Source organism: Flavisolibacter tropicus, from assembly GCF_001644645.1.
In the GTDB taxonomy this organism is placed as follows: domain Bacteria; phylum Bacteroidota; class Bacteroidia; order Chitinophagales; family Chitinophagaceae; genus Flavisolibacter; species Flavisolibacter tropicus.
Genome location: NZ_CP011390.1, coordinates 3,572,673 through 3,588,202, shown reverse-complemented (window position 1 = coordinate 3,588,202; position 15,530 = coordinate 3,572,673). Strand labels below are relative to the sequence as shown.

Annotated in this window: 14 protein-coding genes; 11 read left to right on the top strand and 3 right to left on the bottom strand. The window is 44.0% G+C overall.

The genetic code is table 11. From position 1 onward, the window contains the following. Positions 1–17 precede the first annotated feature (17 nt). Positions 18–371, bottom strand: a complete 354-nt coding sequence (locus SY85_RS15085; protein ID WP_066405735.1) for a four helix bundle protein — start codon at positions 369–371, stop codon at positions 18–20. A 169-nt stretch (positions 372–540) separates the two neighbouring features. Here SY85_RS15085 and SY85_RS15080 point away from each other — a divergent pair, with 169 nt between their 5' ends. Then, positions 541–1,119, top strand: coding sequence for an adenylate kinase (locus SY85_RS15080; protein WP_066405734.1), 579 nt, complete (start codon positions 541–543; stop codon positions 1,117–1,119). Positions 1,120–1,131: 12 nt separating this feature from the next. Here SY85_RS15080 and SY85_RS15075 read toward each other — a convergent pair whose 3' ends face one another. Continuing rightward, complete coding sequence (locus SY85_RS15075) at positions 1,132–3,522, bottom strand: hypothetical protein (protein ID WP_066405733.1); 2,391 nt, start codon at positions 3,520–3,522, stop codon at positions 1,132–1,134. A gap of 98 nt (positions 3,523–3,620) precedes the next feature. On the opposite strand from SY85_RS15075, the gene SY85_RS15070 reads away from it, so the two are divergent. The 8 genes from SY85_RS15070 (at position 3,621) to SY85_RS15030 (ending at position 11,697) form a co-directional block, all read left to right on the top strand. After that, positions 3,621–4,091, top strand: a complete 471-nt coding sequence (locus SY85_RS15070; protein ID WP_066405732.1) for a hypothetical protein — start codon at positions 3,621–3,623, stop codon at positions 4,089–4,091. A 521-nt stretch (positions 4,092–4,612) separates the two neighbouring features. Beyond that, positions 4,613–6,658, top strand: coding sequence for a phenylacetic acid degradation bifunctional protein PaaZ (gene paaZ, locus SY85_RS15065; RefSeq protein WP_066405731.1), 2,046 nt, complete (start codon positions 4,613–4,615; stop codon positions 6,656–6,658). A 97-nt stretch (positions 6,659–6,755) separates the two neighbouring features. Then, the gene (locus SY85_RS15060) at positions 6,756–7,172 is read left to right on the top strand and encodes a GxxExxY protein (protein ID WP_066405730.1); all 417 of its coding nucleotides are present in this window, start codon (positions 6,756–6,758) and stop codon (positions 7,170–7,172) included. Positions 7,173–7,177: 5 nt separating this feature from the next. Further along, positions 7,178–7,951 carry an enoyl-CoA hydratase/isomerase family protein gene (locus tag SY85_RS15055; protein ID WP_066405729.1) on the top strand — a complete coding sequence of 258 codons (774 nt, stop codon included), beginning with the start codon at positions 7,178–7,180 and terminating at the stop codon, positions 7,949–7,951. A 232-nt stretch (positions 7,952–8,183) separates the two neighbouring features. Beyond that, the gene (locus SY85_RS15050) at positions 8,184–8,828 is read left to right on the top strand and encodes a DNA-3-methyladenine glycosylase family protein (protein WP_066405728.1); all 645 of its coding nucleotides are present in this window, start codon (positions 8,184–8,186) and stop codon (positions 8,826–8,828) included. Positions 8,829–9,057: 229 nt separating this feature from the next. Continuing rightward, the gene (locus SY85_RS15045; RefSeq protein ID WP_066405727.1) at positions 9,058–9,942 is read left to right on the top strand and encodes an NmrA family NAD(P)-binding protein; all 885 of its coding nucleotides are present in this window, start codon (positions 9,058–9,060) and stop codon (positions 9,940–9,942) included. Between the two features lie 105 nt (positions 9,943–10,047). After that, positions 10,048–10,560, top strand: a complete 513-nt coding sequence (locus tag SY85_RS15040; RefSeq protein ID WP_066405726.1) for a hypothetical protein — start codon at positions 10,048–10,050, stop codon at positions 10,558–10,560. Positions 10,561–10,875: 315 nt separating this feature from the next. Then, entirely contained in the window at positions 10,876–11,697 is an 822-nt protein-coding gene (locus SY85_RS15030; RefSeq protein ID WP_066405724.1) for an ion transporter, read from the top strand. Between the two features lie 219 nt (positions 11,698–11,916). Here the strand turns inward: SY85_RS15030 and SY85_RS15025 are convergent, their stop codons facing one another. Next, positions 11,917–13,035: a glycosyltransferase gene (locus SY85_RS15025; protein ID WP_066405723.1), complete on the bottom strand. Its 1,119-nt coding sequence runs from the start codon at positions 13,033–13,035 to the stop codon at positions 11,917–11,919. A gap of 93 nt (positions 13,036–13,128) precedes the next feature. On the opposite strand from SY85_RS15025, the gene SY85_RS15020 reads away from it, so the two are divergent. Continuing rightward, complete coding sequence (locus SY85_RS15020; RefSeq protein WP_066405722.1) at positions 13,129–13,584, top strand: MarR family winged helix-turn-helix transcriptional regulator; 456 nt, start codon at positions 13,129–13,131, stop codon at positions 13,582–13,584. Between the two features lie 161 nt (positions 13,585–13,745). Continuing rightward, positions 13,746–15,530: an acyl-CoA dehydrogenase family protein gene (locus tag SY85_RS15015; protein ID WP_066405721.1), complete on the top strand. Its 1,785-nt coding sequence runs from the start codon at positions 13,746–13,748 to the stop codon at positions 15,528–15,530.

Here is a 15,530-nt window from a genome sequence, read left to right as displayed (position 1 = left end):
CTTTGAGCTACGAGATACTAGCTTTTGATATGTTTAATAAAACTCATGATCATCTTCTGCTCTTCATCCAAAAGAGTAAACATTTCACTCTTTAAATCTTTATTTCCCAATTTCACTTGATCAGCAATAAGCAATTGCGTTTCTGCTTCAAAACAAGAGCCTAGAGCTATTTCAATAAACTGCACATAGTCTTTTTGGCTGCTTCTGCTACTTCCTTCCGCAATATTAGAAGGAATGGATACGGCAGCTCTTGTTAGCTGGGATGACAAACCGAATTTTTCATGTTCGGGGAAATGGTCAGTAAGCAAGTACATCTTTGTTGCAATCTCAAATCCCTTCTGCCAAATTTTTAATTGTTTGAAATTTTTCATACAGTTGTTTTGGTTTTCTTAAAACTAACGATTTTCCTTCCTCGTAGCTCACAACTCTCTTCTCTTCTCGCAGCTCATAGCTCATAGCTCGCAGCTTTCACTCACAGCTTCCCCCACCTTCCTGTTTGTTTTTAAACTATATTTGTCACTTAAGGTTCAGCAAGCAATTATGTTAAATATTATTCTCTTTGGCCCTCCGGGCAGTGGAAAAGGAACGCAATCAGAAAAAATCGTTGAGAAGTTTGGGTTGATTCATCTTTCTACCGGCAACTTACTTCGCCAGGAAATAGCCGATAAAACACCATTGGGTTTAGAAGCTAAAAACCTGATGGACAAAGGCCAGTTAGTACCTGATGAAGTGGTAGTGGGCATGATCGATTCTTGCCTGGAAAAACATCCTGAAGCCAAAGGTTTTTTATTTGATGGCTTTCCCCGTACTGTGGCTCAGGCCGAAGCGTTGGACAAGTTGTTGGCCTTGCGCAAAACAGCTATCAATAAAGTATTGGCCCTGGAAGTAACAGAAGAAGAACTGGTGAAGCGCCTTTTGTTAAGAGGTGAAACCTCTGGCCGTAGCGATGATACCGATGAAAGCGTTATCCGCAAACGCTATACAGTATATAAAAATGAAACAGAACCCGTTGCCGATCATTACAAGCAGCAAGGAAAGCTGGAAGTAATAAAAGGTGAAGGTTCTGTTGACGATATCTTCCAAGCGTTAAGTAATCACATAGAGGGTGAATTAAAGTAATCGCGGAAAAGGTTACTGAATAACCTTTTCCACTCTTGTTACTTGTCCGATTTCATTTAGACCTTCTAAAACAATACGTAAAGATTGAGATACATCATTGTTGTAAAACTCAATCTTTATTTTTTTGTTCGTTTTATCCGTTAAGATATAAGGTGCCCAATAAAGCGTGCTGCGCACATCCTCTATTTCATGTAAGGGGTTAAATGTGGCGTAGTCAGGAGAATAAAACTGCTTTAGCATATTATATCCGGTTAGTAAACGTTGCTCCAGTCCTTTCGCAGTAGACTTAGCATCCCCTCCTCTTCGGGTATATACAGAAATGGCACCACCCGGACCGTTGCCCATTGCACCAATAAAGGGTGGGTCGATCACTTTTACATAGGCAACATCGCTCATGGGTAGGGAAGCTAATTGATCCATATCCACCTGCATTTCGTCTATAAATAAAGCTGGCGCATCTCCTCTTCTGGTTACCGTATAGCTGCCGCCACTGAAAGAAATCAATAAGCCTGCTACCCTACTTTGTAAATAATTCAATACGTTCATAGAGCTAATAGCAAAGGGATCGTCTACTATATTAAAGCTGCGTGCATGTCCTGTTTGAAATAATCCGGATGCATAGCGTTTTTCTAACTCTTCTTCTCTGCTCTTTACTTTCGTTTTAACAACCACTTCTTTTAAGGTCTTCACTTTCTTATCGTACAAGGGGAGCACTTCGTTTTGCTTGACGGCAAAAAATTGATTTCTTTCTGTTGAATAAATGGAGTTATTGAAAAAACGGAAAGAAGGATTCCATGGCACTTCTATATCTTTTCTAAACGTGTTCGGATCAAATTTTACGGTGGCTTTCCGATCAAGGCGGGCATCCTTATTAAACTGGTAGAAAACCTTTACAGTATCAAAAAACAGAAGACCATTCACTGCAAAGCGTCCTGTCTTATCTACAGGTGCTATTAAAAACTGGTGAGACGAATCCTTTGCCTGTATAAAAAGATTCAACTGGGTCATATCAGAAATCTTACTTCCATCAACACCATAAATATTGCCTTGCAGGCTTAGGTGATTTTCCCTTGGGAATTTAATGGTGGGCAATATACCCTGTGCCAGTTGTTCCCAATTATACCTTCGCCAGCCGTTGGTGAGCATAACAAGATCAAGATGCTCTCTTACAGAATCGGCCGAAGAAGAGAAATAGTAGGCAGGGTCATGTATATATCCTCTTAAATCTGAGGTAAGCATTAATTGGGAAATAATGTTCTCTTCCATGTTCCCTGCTAGTAGCCCGGCATCGGTAATGGAAAGGGAGAGGTTGGTTTTCAATGTATCAGGAACCTCAATCTCGATACTGTTTTTTCCACGCTTACCCAGGTTCTTGTCCAGAAGGTTAACAGCTGACGAAAACTCGAAATCATTCTTGTTAATAAAAACAATCCGCTCAGCCAATGGTTTCCAATCCGAATCAAACACCGTTAATTGCAGTATGCCCGATACCAACTTATTCACAGGAATGGCGCCACTTACCTGGCTTTCCTTAAAGTTGATATTCGCTCGGTACGCAACCTGGTTAAACATCTGGGCTACTACCTGTACCTTCTTTAATTGCTCTCCTTCTGTTCGGGTAAGTGTAAAGCCTATATGGCTAGCGGTTGGCGTTATTACCAGCGCCAGGCCTGTTTTCTCTTGCGCTGGTAATGTTGTTTTTTGAACCTGGTTGTTTTCATCTTTCCATTCGGCGTAATAGGCATCATTGGGTAAAGGATCCAGGCTTACTTTCCCCATGCCATCATGCATACTGTTAAAAGCCGTAATGACTTTACCTGCAGTATTTTTAATAACGCCACTAATGGTTTTTGGCAGGCCGTTGTTATCTGTTGCTTTAAAGGCAAGTACTGCGGGCAATCCGGTTACCCAATTACCACCTTCTGGAAAAAAGCGAAGCTGCGTTGTTGTTTGTTGTATTTCTTTTGCCTGTGGTACCGGATGAAGGATGTTGATTGGTTTTGTGAACAAAAATGCAGTATCAAAATTCAGCATCCAGGTTGTATAAGCTCGAAAAAGGAGATGGTTGCTTTTTGTCTGTTGGGGAATGTCGAAACTGCCTGTAGCGCTGGATTCAAAAATGGGATACACCTTGCGTTCAACAACCGTTCCTTCTTCATTTAATAACTCCGCATAAAAATTGGTGCTAGTGGATAAGGAAGAGTTGCTGTTCAATAGATAGGCTTTGAACCATATGGTTTCACCGCTACTATAAACAGGCTTGTCAAAGTGTACATACATTTTTTCCTGAACAAAGGAGGTGTTGTAGGTATCAAGTGTTTCAATCAATTTTTGAGAAGCAGCGGGCAAGGAGTAAAAAAGTCCCAATACCAAAAAAGGCAGTAGGTTTTTGGTTAGTTTCATTGGGAAAAATTACTGATTTTTTCACCCCCATCGGAATGGGTGATGAGTTAAGACTATCATAATCATTTTACTCCGATGGGTTTTATTAATTTGGCGGTATGGAAAATGGAAAAGAAGTCTTTTTGCAATCACAATTTGTTTCCTTGTTGAAACAAATTCCTTCTGATACACTACCTGCCTGGGGCAAAATGACATTGCAGCAAATGATTGAACATTTCAGCGATTCCGTGCGGATGGCCTCCGGTAAAACCGAATATACAGAGATCATTACTCCTCCAGGCAATGTGCCTAAAATGCAGGATTTTTTAGCCAGCGATAAACCTTTTAAAGAAAATACTCTCAATCCATTGATGCCGGAAGTGCCTGTACCGGTTCGAAATAAAAGCATTGAGCTGGCCCTTTCTGAACTGCAGGAAGAGATAGACTTCTTCTTTAAGACATTTGAAAAAAAACCACACCAGCTAACACGAAATCCTTTCTTTGGCGATCTGAATTACCCCCAGAACGTACAATTGTTATACAAACACGCCCTGCATCACCTGCGGCAGTTTGGTATTACGGTTTCGTAAAGCGTTTCCACTAGCTGGCGCTAAGGGCGCTTCGCGCTATATGGTGTCGCGCAGAGGCGCCGGGGGCGCGGAGGGAAAGTAGAACTAGGATTTATTAGGATGGAGGAGGATTGGGAGGAGAAGGGTTGACAGGTTAACAAGGTGATAAGTTGACAAGGGAAGGAGAATGATGAAGTGAGGAAATGTTCAATAATCAATAAAGAAAGAAGAAAATAAAATAGAAAAGCACTCCGTTGGTGGAGTGCTTTTCTATTTACAGGCATTTCTTATTCTTTTAAATCCTGTTCATCCCAATTAAATCCCACCAATCCGTGGTCCTCCTTTTCTCCTTTCCTCTGTGCGAAACCTTTTCTCTGCGTCTCTGCGCCTCTGCGTGAAATAACTAAGCGCGAAGCGCTCCTCTTTAGGGGCCGGTGGTGTGCGCAGCTCCCTCCTCACAGCTCATAGCTTACGGCTCGTAGCTATACTAATTTCAAATACCTTTACTCCCTTCATTTCAAACGATTGTAACTATAGACATAATGAAACTAGAGAACTACATCAAAGGAGCCTGGGTTTCAGGCGATGGCGACGGGCAGGCATTGTATGATGCTGTTACAGGCGACACAATTGCTTATGCTACCACAAAAGGTTTGGACTTTGCCGGTGTACTGGAGTATGGCAGAACAGTAGGTAATACCGCCCTGCGCAAATTGACTTTCCATGAACGCGGCCGCATGCTTAAAGCCTTGGCCATGTACCTGATGGAGCGCAAAGACAAATTCTACCAGCTTAGCTATCGCAGCGGTGCTACACGGGCCGATAGCTGGATTGATATTGAAGGCGGTATTGGTAACCTGTTTGCCAATGCTTCACTTCGCCGCAAATTTCCTGACCTGCCTTATTGTACCGATGGCGATCCTATTGGTTTAAGTAAGGGCGGTACGTTTATGGGCCATCACCTACTGGTGCCAAAAGAAGGCGTTGCCGTTCACATCAATGCCTATAACTTCCCGGTGTGGGGTATGCTGGAAAAATGTGCTGTTAACTGGTTGGCCGGAGTACCCGCTGTAGTAAAGCCGGCACAAGTCACTTCCTATCTTACCGAAGCCGTAGTGAAAGAGATCATTGCTTCTGGCATTTTACCTGAAGGAGCATTGCAACTGCTTTGCGGAAGCGCTGGCGATATATTAGATCACGTAAACGCACAAGACGTGGTCACTTTCACGGGCTCCAAAAGTACAGGCCTGATGCTGAAAGGACATCCCAACATCCTGGAGCAAAGCGTGCCGTTCAATATGGAGGCCGACTCATTAAACTGTATTGTGTTGGGTGAAGACGTAACTCCAGACAAGCCAGAGTGGGACATCTTTATTAAAGAAGTGCGTAAAGAGATTACTGTAAAAGCCGGACAGAAGTGTACAGCCGTCCGCCGCATTTTTGTGCCGGAGCACTTGATTGAAGACGCCTACATTGCTTTAGGTAAGGCACTGGGTCAAACTACTATTGGTAATCCGCTAAATGAAAAAGTGCGCATGGGTGCCTTGGCAGGTAAAGAGCAGCGCGATGGTGTAAAAGAAAACATCCAAAAATTACTGGCCACTTCACAGATCGTTTACGGTTCATTAGATAGCGTAGAAGTAATTGATGCTGATGCCAGTCGCGGGGCATTCATATCTCCAATTTTATTACTTAACAATAATCCTTTCAAAAGTGAAAACGTGCACGATATTGAGTGCTTTGGTCCGGTAAGCACTATCATGCCGTATTCTCATATTGATGATGCCATTGCACTGTCCAAAAAGGGGAAGGGTTCACTTTGCTGCTCTATAGTAACAGCCAATGATAAATTAGCCACAGAGTTTGTGGTAGGTGCTGCTACCCACCATGGCCGTATATTGGTATTGAACCAGGAGTGCGCCAAAGAAAGCACAGGTCATGGTTCACCATTGCCTATGCTCATTCATGGCGGTCCAGGCCGTGCAGGCGGTGGTGAAGAAATGGGCGGTGTGCGTGGTGTAAAACACTACATGCAGCGTGTAGCCGTGCAAGGTTCTCCAACTACACTTACAGAGATCACTCAAACCTACCAGGCAAATGCCAAGGGACGTCACGATGGTGTACACCCTTTTCGCAAATACTTTGAAGACCTGCAGGTTGGTGACCAGCTTATTACTGAAAGAAGAATTATTACATCTGCGGATATCGATTCCTTTGCTGATTTAAGCGGCGACCACTTCTATGCGCATAAGATCAATACCGATTTCACCGGTACCATGTTTGAACGCCAGGTAGCTCACGGCTATTTCATTATGAGCGCTGCGGCCGGCCTGTTTGTTGATGGTAGTGAGTTAGGCCCTGTTTTGTTGAACTATGGCATTGACGAACTGCGCTTCACCAAACCAGTCTACCCCGGCAGCGAGCTCTATATCCGCTTTACCTGTAAGGAAAAACTGCCCCAAGATCCTAAGGACGAAAATGATATACCCAAAGGTATTGTCAAGTGGTATGTAGAAATGCTCGACGAATCCAACGAACACGTCGGCATCGCCACCATTTTAACAATGGTGGCTAAGAGGAAAGGATAGTTTCACGCAGAGGGCGCTGAGACGCGGAGGAGATAAGGATTGTACTAAGAAACTTCTATTGGAAAGATTGTTCACTAATGTATTGCAATCATTCCCTATGGAAATAAATGATATTACAGGTATTATTATTGATGAAGCAATAAAACTTCATAACGATTTAGGTCCGGGATTACTTGAGTCAGTTTATGAAGAAGTTTTGACTCATTGCCTAAATAAAAGAGGATTGGATGTGAAAAGGCTGGTTCCCATTCCTGTATTCTATGATGGCATTAAAATGGAAGTTGGATTTCGTGCAGATATGATTGTAGAAAACAGAGTGATCATTGAAATAAAATCAGTGGAGATATTGGCGCCTGTTCATCACAAGCAGCTGCTAACATATTTAAAGCTGACTGATATTTCTGTTGGCTTAATTATTAACTTCAACGAGGCATTGTTGAAAAACGGTATTAAAAGAATAGTAAATAATTTTAACCCCGCGCTCTCTGCGCCTCTGCGAGAAACAAAAAATTAATAGATATGGTTCAGGATTTAGTAAATGGCTATGTTACAAGTGAGACCCATAACGGTATCACTACAATTGAATTCTTCCATCCTCAAAGTAATTCACTGCCCCACCGCCTTCTGGTGGACTTGGCAAATGAGATCCATGCAGCGGGTACAGACAGGGACACAAAGGTGATTGTATTGCGCTCCGGTGGCGAAAAAACCTTTTGTGCAGGTGCTTCGTTTGATGAACTGGTAGCTATCAATGATGCTCAAAAAGGCTATACTTTCTTTAGTGGATTTGCCAACGTGATCAACGCCATGCGCCACTGCCCTAAGCTGATCATTGGCCGCATTCATGGCAAATGTGTGGGTGGCGGTGTAGGATTGGCGGCAGCGGTTGATTATGCTATTGCAGTAGAAGGCGCTGAGGTACGCTTGAGCGAGCTGGCCGTAGGTATTGGTGCGTTTGTGATTGGGCCGGCTGTGGAAAGAAAGATTGGTACATCTGCTTTTAGCCAGTTAGCCATCGATGCCAACATGTGGCGTAATAGCGATTGGGCGCGCCGTAAGGGCCTGTATGCAGAACTGCATCCAGCGCTGGAGGGTATGGAAGAGTCCATTGCCCGCTTGGCTAATCAATTAGCGAACAGCAGTCCGGAAGCAATGAAAGAAATGAAAAAGATGTTCTGGTCAGGCACGGACGATTGGGATGACTTGTTAAGTAAACGCGCCGAGATCAGTGGCCGCTTGGTATTGAGCCACTTTTCCAAGGAGGCAATCGCGAAATTCAAGGCGAAAGTATAGAACTAGGATAAAACTAGGATTTTCAGGATTGTTGAGATTATTAGGAAATAAAAACAGACTGATAAAATAGGAAAGCTGGCTATAATGGTCAGCTTTCCTATTTTCTTTTTTATCGGTGGCATATACCTCTTCTCAATATCTCAACCTTTTTCCTATTCGTCCTTTCTAATCCTATAATCTTAGTTCTTCTATTTCCTCATCATCCTTTTAATCCAATCAATCCTAGTTCTCAATGGTTCAGACATTTGACTCCAGCAATTTCTATAGTATCTGTGATGGACTGGCAGCCAAGGATACACACTTAGCAACTGTTATCAGGGAGTATGGCTATCCGCCAGTATGGACACGCTCCAATACCTTTTCTACTTTAGTATTGACTATACTGGAACAACAAGTTTCTCTTGCCTCCGCTTTTGCGGCTTATAAAAAGTTGTTGGAAAAACTTATTACCATTACGCCGGAAAAAATATTGGCATTAAGTGATGAGGAGTTACGCAGTTGTTATTTCAGCCGGCAAAAGATCGTTTATGTCAGAGGGTTGGCTCAATCAATTGTAACCAATCACATTAATTTGGAATGGTTGTCCGAACAGCCCGATGAATTAGTGCGCACCACACTCAAGCAATTAAAAGGTATTGGCGATTGGACAGTAGATATCTACCTGATGCACGCCTTGCAACGGCTGGACTTATTCCCGCTTGGCGACTTGGCATTGATCAATGCTATGAAGATGTTAATGCATTTGGAAAAGCCTACAAAAGAAGAACTGTTAATCATTGCCGAACCCTGGAAACCCCACCGCACTATTGCCACCATGATCCTGTGGCACTATTACATCAAAAGAAGAACATTAAGTTGCTGCATTAGTTGTATATAATTAGGACGATTAGAAAAGCGACGTTGCTATTTCTAGTTTAGTGTGCACACCACTACTGTTGCATGGTGTGAATAGACGAATACTTATCCACTTTTTCAATTCTGGCCTGCATCTTGTATAGGTGCGACCAAAGGTTTAATCTACAAAAGAAAACCTTTAACCATGCGATCAACCGACCATCCTGCCCTTAATCTTATATAGTAATCATTTAACCTTAAGAAAAGCCACCATGAACCGTATACTTGTTACCGGTGCTACGGGCACCACCGGCCAGTTTATTTTTGATACTCTTTCCCAGCGCAACGATTTAGATGTAAAAGGCGCTAGTCGACAAGGCCATCCTTATGGGCATACTCCGCTAGTTCATTTTGATTATAACGACCGCTCCTCAATACAAGCTGCACTTGATGGTGTAGACAAAGTGTTTTTGATCACACCATTTACCGCGCACATGATGGAGATGGAAAGCCGTGTGATTGAAGAAATTGGGCGTTCTCGATGTGTTAAGCACGTGGTAAAGCTGTCCATAGCCGGAGCTGAAGCGGAGCAGCCTACAGCATTGGCCAAGGTTCATCGTCAACTGGAACAAGAGCTGGAGCAAACCGGTAAAGCCATAACGGTTCTGCGTGCCCAGAGCTATATGCAAAACTATGCCCGCTTCATGGGCGTCAACATTAAGGCGCATAGTGCATTCTATCTGCCCTTGGGCGTAGCTCGTGTGAGCTTAGTAGATGTACGAGATGTAGCCGATGTGGCCGTAAAGGTGCTTACAGAAGAAGGTCATGAGGGCAACGCCTATACGCTGACCGGTCCGCAGGCATTAAGCAACTACGAGATTGCGCATATCCTTACCGCCGTACTGGAGCGACGCATCAATTATGTAGTGGTATCGGAAAGCCAAACCTTGGCCGGTATGCGCGTGGCTGGTACGCCCGAGTGGATCCGCGATGCCATGTTGGAGTTGTATCGCTATCAGAAGAACGAACAGGCACGCTTTTTAACCAACCATATTGAATGGATCACCGGCAATTCCCCTCGCAGTTTTGAACAGTTTGCACACGACTATAAAGAAGCCTTCGTTAAAGAGACCACCCAACTTAAAATGACAGCATGATAGTGTTAAGTGATAAGAGGTGAGCTGGAATGTGAATTCTGGAATTTGTGATTTGGATTTTGCGGTTTTTAATTTGTTCTTTGCTTATTAATCAAAGCAAATGTTATGCGCCATCCAATCCGTTCCCTATTAGTAACACTATTCTTTATTTTTATTTCATTCATAACTAAAGCACAACAGCCTACTACAGCGCTTGAACTTAATGACGCAATGGCCGATATCACAGACTCATTATACCAGGCTGGATCAGAGTGGGGGAAGGCTTTTGGTGACGCTTATAAGACGGGACGCTATGATCTTATAAAACCATACAGAGTGCGTTTGGAGAATTTTATTAACCAAAAGCTTGAATATGTGGTAACAATGAAAGACATTAATAACTCCAAGTCCTTACGTTTGGCTGTTATTGAATTTTTGAGCTATGAAAAGCGTTTGTTACAAGAGGCTTTTCTTCCTTTTGAAAGATTAAAGTCCAGTGTTACTAAAGAAGAAGTACAGAAATTAATCGACAATTTGACCACGCTAGCCGCTAAGGAAAAAGATATGCTGGCCAAGGTGAGTGAAGCACAGGAGCTGTATGGCGCAGAAAATGGCTTTGCCATCGAGAATAAATTGTAAATGGCGAATAAGAACCATGGGGAGGAAAAGTTTCGCACAGAGCTAAGGAGAAGAAATGCGAAGACTTTATTAACGAAAAGCACTCAACCAAAGGAGTGCTTTTCCATTTTTAATAATCAACCTACTCTCTTCATAAAAAAATGTGAGTTAATCATTGAACATTCTCTTTTCCCCCAATTCCAAATCCCTAATCCCCAATTCCTTCTCACAGCTCACCGCTCGTAGCTTTCATTAGCTAATTGGCACATTAGCTAATCAGCTAATTCTCTTCTTCCTCCTTCCCCTCTTTCCCTCTCTTAGTTTTATCTTTATCCTATGCCCACACCAAACGATACCGCGCCCTGGCGCCATCGGTTGCATACCATTATTTTTGAGTCCGACACAGTGGCTGGCAAGGCTTTCGACATAGGCCTGCTGGTACTCATCCTGGCCAGCATCAGTGTGGTGATGTTAGACAGTATTGCCAGGTTACACCAATCTTACAGTAATGAGTTCTTTATAATGGAGTGGATCTTTACAGGCATCTTTACGCTGGAGTATATCCTGCGCCTGGTGAGTGTAAAACGACCTTTACTCTATGTTACCAGTGTCTTGGGCTTGATCGACCTGCTCTCCATTCTCCCAATGTACTTGAGTGTATTCTTTGTTGGCGCGCAATCATTACTGGTTTTGCGCGCACTGCGCCTGCTCCGCATTTTCCGCATCTTTAAGCTTACCCACTTTATTTCCGAAATGAACTTTCTTGGCACCGCTATCAAAAGCAGTCTGAAGAAGATCAGCATCTTTATGCTGGCCGTGCTGGCCATTGTTATCATATTGGGTTCTTTGATGTATGTGGTAGAGGGTGGACAAAACGGCTACACCAGTATTCCCGCTAGTATCTATTGGGCTATCGTTACTATTACCACGGTAGGTTATGGCGATATCTCGCCGGTTACATCCTTGGGTAAGCTCATTGCCAGTGTTATCATGCTCCTGGGTTATGGTATCATTGCTGTGCCTACAGGTATTCTTACTACCGAAATGGCTATTGCTGCCCGCACCAAGTCACAGCACCGCGATGTGTGCCCTTCCTGTGGCCGGGAAGGCCATGATGCCGACGCCAAGTTCTGTAAGTATTGTGGAGAGAAGCTGTGAAGCGTGAATGTTGAGTGGTCAATGAACTATACATTGTAAGCTATACGCTGCAAGCTATAAGCTACACGCATTGAAAGCTTTGCTGATCGTACATCATCTCATATTTACGACTTATAGCCCTTCCCTCAACTAATCCTCTTAATCCAAACTTCCAATTCCTTCCTCTGTCAACTTATCAACTCTTTTCTTCTAATCCTCTACTTCCTATTAATCATAGTTCTACTTCGTTTGCCGCCCTTTCCACTCATAAGCTCCCAGCTGGCTTAGGAAACCAACACTTACTGTGTATAGTATATGCAGCGGTTGAAAAAGAGGAAAGTACCAAAGCAGTTTTTGCTCGTTATAAAAGCGTGCTACACTATTAACAAAGGGAAGTTCTAGAAATAACTTAACAAATAGAGAACCTAGCAGTACTAGCCAGTTTGTGCTATTGAAGAGACTGGCTAGTAATAACACCACAAACCAAAGGTTCACGCCATACACTAATGCAGCTACACCCATCACCTTCTTATCCTCGTAGTGAAAGGTCTTACTGGCCCAGCGGCGGCGTTGGTTGATAAACTGGCCCCAGGTTTTCATAGGCCCCGTGGTTACAATGGCTTCCTTACTTTTCAGGTACAACACCTGCTCGGGGTGCTGCTGCCAGATCTTGTACATCAGCAGCATATCATCGCCACTGGCCACGGCATCAATGCCTTCAAAGCCATTCACATTAGTATACGCCTGCTTTGTATAGGCCAGGTTAGCACCATTGGCCATGCTGTGAAAGCGAGCCGATACACTGGCTGCTGTTATGCCTTGCAGTACTAAAAAGTCCAGCGCCTGAAATGCCTGTAATAAGCTGTTATCATGAGTAAACTTCACGGGGGCGGCTATAAACTGGGCGCCTGTTTGCTGTTGAAAAGCTGCGATAGTTGGCAGCCAGTGAGGCGGCACCACACAATCTGCATCGGTCACAACAATCAATTCACCCTTAGCCCGGCTTATACCAAAGGCTATCGCTTTCTTTTTTGAAGAATCTGCAGCATTCACCTCTGGCACTGCCATATGAAAGTTGGCTGGCAAGTCCAATGCCAGCTGCGCTGTTCCATCGGTCGAATGGTCATTCACAATTATGACTTCAAATGCATCTTGAGGATGGTCCTGTCTTTTCAATGATTGGATCAATTGAGGCAAAGTGTGCTCCTCATTACGTGCAGCTACTATTACCGAAATAAAGGGGATTTCTTGCAAAGGCAATGGTTCATACCGGCCAGCTTTCTCCCAACTATGTAAATAATATCGGAGCAGTACACCATAGGAACCTAGCAAGAAAATTGTAGTGAACAGTAGCAGCATGAGGGCCAAAGCTACCCTTTAAATAATTTTTTCAAAGGATGTTTCTTTATTTAAGGAATTGTGCTAAATTTACTTAGTTGCATAAACAACTGTATGCCAAACAACCAATTCAAGAGAGGAGAATTATACAGCTTTATCGCCGGTGTGGCGTCCACCGCCATTGCCCGCCGTCTGCAAAAGAAGTTCAACGCCGTAGGCTTGAATTTAACCATTGAACAATGGAGCGTTTTGTACCACTTATGGAAAGACGATGGCATGAGCCAGCAGGAACTGTGTACCGCTACCTTTCGCGATAAACCCAGCATCACACGCCTGGTAGACAACCTGGAGAAATTGAATCTGGTAAAACGCGTACCCGATGAAACAGACAGGCGGATCAACAAGATCTACCTGACCAAGGAGGCGCAAAAGCTGCAGGATCAAACCATGAACATGGCGAATGAAACCCTGAACGAAGCGTTGAATGGCGTACTACCCGAGCACGTTGAACTGTCCAAACAGGTATTGCAGAAGGTGTATGATAACCTGAATGGGCAGGCAGAACAGTGAGAAGGCTACACGCTGTACGCTACAAGCTACAAGCAGAACAGCCTCTTTATTGCGTACAGCGTGAAACGTATGGCTTACAGCATATTCTTTGCGTGCAGCGTGTAGCTTGAAGCGTTAAACACACTAAAAAAAACATAATTATAAACCCAAAAAGCACCCCCATGAGCACCGCACAAACAACAACATCTACCCTGAAAGGCGGCGAATGGCTGATTAAGGAAAGCGATCCGCAAACCACGTTCATCCCGGAAGATTTTACGGAAGAACAGCACATGATTCGCGACATGTGTAACCAGTTTCTGGAAGCAGAAGTAAAACCCCGCCTTGATGAGCTGGATAGTCTGGAGCCCGGACTCATGCGCTCGCTGGTAGAAAAAGCAGGCGAGCAAGGCTTGCTGGCTACGGCCTTCCCCGAGCAATATGGTGGTTTAGGTAAAGACTTTGTTACATCTACTATCGTAAACGAATACTTAGGTGCCGGTCACTCTTTTTCTGTAGCCATTTCGGCTCACACCGGTATTGGTACCTTACCCATTCTTTATTTTGGAACCGACGAACAAAAACAGAAGTACATACCCAAGCTCATTACCGGCGAATGGATAGGCGCTTATGGCTTGACAGAGCCTAACAGCGGTAGCGATGCCTTAAGTGCTAAGACAACAGCCCGCCTGAGCGAAGATGGTAAGTATTATCTCCTGAATGGTCAGAAGTGCTGGATCACTAATGGTGGTTTTGCAGACGTATATACCGTGTTTGCCAAGATAGATGGCGACAAGTTTACCGGCTTTATTGTAGAACGCGGCTTTGAGGGCTTTACACAAGGGCCCGAAGAAGACAAAATGGGTATAAAGGGTTCTTCTACCGTACAATTGTACTTCCAGGATTGTAAAGTACCGGTAGAAAACGTGTTGGGTGATATTGGCAAGGGCCATAAAATTGCCTTCAATATCCTGAATATTGGTCGCTTGAAATTATGCGCAGCAGCTGTAGGTGGTGCAAAAATGGCAGCCACTACTTCTGTAGAATACGCTATCACCCGCGAACAGTTCAAAACATCTATTGCCAATTTTGGTGCTATCAAGCACAAACTGGCCGAGATGGTGATCAAGATCTTTGCTTGTGAGAGTGCCTTATACAGAACGGCTAAGTGGATCTCTGATAACGAAGAAGAATCCTTAGCTGCTGGCAAACCATTCAATGAAGCCCTGTTGAATGCCGCTGAAGAATACGCCATAGAATGTGCTATCTTAAAAGTAAATGGTAGCGAGGTGTTGGATTATGTGGTAGATGAAGGCGTACAGATTCATGGTGGTAACGGCTTTAGTGCCGAATACGAGATCTCCCGCGCTTATCGCGACAGCCGTATTAATCGCATCTTTGAAGGCACCAACGAGATCAACCGCCTCTTAACAGTTGACATGACCCTTAAGCGCGCCATGCAAGGCCGCCTGAACCTGATGGGCGCTGCCATGAAAGTGCAAGGGGAGCTGATGTCCATTCCTGACTTTGGCGATGAGGATGAAACACCATTTGCGGCCGAACGCAAGCTGGTAGCCAACTTCAAAAAAGCAGTGATGCTGACAGCAGGTGCGGCGGCTCAAAAACTGATGATGAAGCTGGAGAGCGAACAGGAGATCCTGATGAACATTGCCGATATGGCCATTGAAACTTTTGTGGCTGAAAGTTTGTTATTGCGTGTTATGAAGCTGGCTGAAAAAGGTGGAAATGGTCTTTATAAGGACATCCTGGGCTGCTACTTGTATGACACAGCAGATAACATCAACAAGTGGGGTAAAGATGCCATCAATGCCTTTGCCGAAGGCGATGAGCAACGCATGATCCTTATGGGTATCAAACGCTTTACCAAGGCACAATCATTCAACAGCAAAGACGCCCGCCGTCGCATTGCCGATGCCTTCATTGAGCAGAAGCGCTATTTTCTGTAA

What these genes read in the sequence shown, in the direction of transcription:
- paaZ (WP_066405731.1), top strand. Translation starts at nt 4,613, where the DNA reads ATGAAACTAGAGAACTACATCAAAGGAGCCTGGGTTTCAGGCGATGGC.
- SY85_RS15020 (WP_066405722.1), top strand. Translation starts at nt 13,129, where the DNA reads ATGCCAAACAACCAATTCAAGAGAGGAGAATTATACAGCTTTATCGCC.
- SY85_RS15030 (WP_066405724.1), top strand. Translation starts at nt 10,876, where the DNA reads ATGCCCACACCAAACGATACCGCGCCCTGGCGCCATCGGTTGCATACC.
- SY85_RS15050 (WP_066405728.1), top strand. Translation starts at nt 8,184, where the DNA reads ATGGTTCAGACATTTGACTCCAGCAATTTCTATAGTATCTGTGATGGA.
- SY85_RS15070 (WP_066405732.1), top strand. Translation starts at nt 3,621, where the DNA reads ATGGAAAATGGAAAAGAAGTCTTTTTGCAATCACAATTTGTTTCCTTG.
- SY85_RS15025 (WP_066405723.1), bottom strand. Translation starts at nt 13,035, where the DNA reads ATGCTGCTACTGTTCACTACAATTTTCTTGCTAGGTTCCTATGGTGTA.
- SY85_RS15080 (WP_066405734.1), top strand. Translation starts at nt 541, where the DNA reads ATGTTAAATATTATTCTCTTTGGCCCTCCGGGCAGTGGAAAAGGAACG.
- SY85_RS15075 (WP_066405733.1), bottom strand. Translation starts at nt 3,522, where the DNA reads ATGAAACTAACCAAAAACCTACTGCCTTTTTTGGTATTGGGACTTTTT.
- SY85_RS15055 (WP_066405729.1), top strand. Translation starts at nt 7,178, where the DNA reads ATGGTTCAGGATTTAGTAAATGGCTATGTTACAAGTGAGACCCATAAC.
- SY85_RS15015 (WP_066405721.1), top strand. Translation starts at nt 13,746, where the DNA reads ATGAGCACCGCACAAACAACAACATCTACCCTGAAAGGCGGCGAATGG.
- SY85_RS15040 (WP_066405726.1), top strand. Translation starts at nt 10,048, where the DNA reads ATGCGCCATCCAATCCGTTCCCTATTAGTAACACTATTCTTTATTTTT.
- SY85_RS15045 (WP_066405727.1), top strand. Translation starts at nt 9,058, where the DNA reads ATGAACCGTATACTTGTTACCGGTGCTACGGGCACCACCGGCCAGTTT.
- SY85_RS15085 (WP_066405735.1), bottom strand. Translation starts at nt 371, where the DNA reads ATGAAAAATTTCAAACAATTAAAAATTTGGCAGAAGGGATTTGAGATT.
- SY85_RS15060 (WP_066405730.1), top strand. Translation starts at nt 6,756, where the DNA reads ATGGAAATAAATGATATTACAGGTATTATTATTGATGAAGCAATAAAA.